Annotated in this window: 1 protein-coding gene; it reads left to right on the forward strand. The window is 49.1% G+C overall.

The annotated features are described in order from the left end of the window. Nucleotides 1–61: 61 nt before the first annotated feature. The coding region (locus NLF92_RS13125; RefSeq protein WP_254102664.1) for a hypothetical protein at nucleotides 62–267 on the forward strand (206 nt) is incomplete at its 3' end.

The following is a 267-nucleotide window of genomic DNA, read 5'->3' on the forward strand; positions in this document are numbered from 1 at the left end:
TCATTCCAATATTGCCTGGCTGCAAAGTCGTCGACAGGATTTCAATGCGTCTCAATACCACTTGCTCACGCTGTTAGTACTGTTACAGTCCCACGAAGATCCGGATCTGGAAGCCTTTACCTACCAAAATGTCAGTACGGTATATTTCAGGCTGGGTGAATACAATAAAGCCGCGGCTTACTTACATGGTGCTATCGAGCGGGTGGCAGACAACGCGCCCAAGGTAAAAGCCGAATTACAGTGTCGTCTTGCGCAAAGCCTGATGCG

Source organism: Opacimonas viscosa, assembly GCF_024199005.1.
GTDB lineage: Bacteria > Pseudomonadota > Gammaproteobacteria > Enterobacterales > Alteromonadaceae > Opacimonas > Opacimonas viscosa.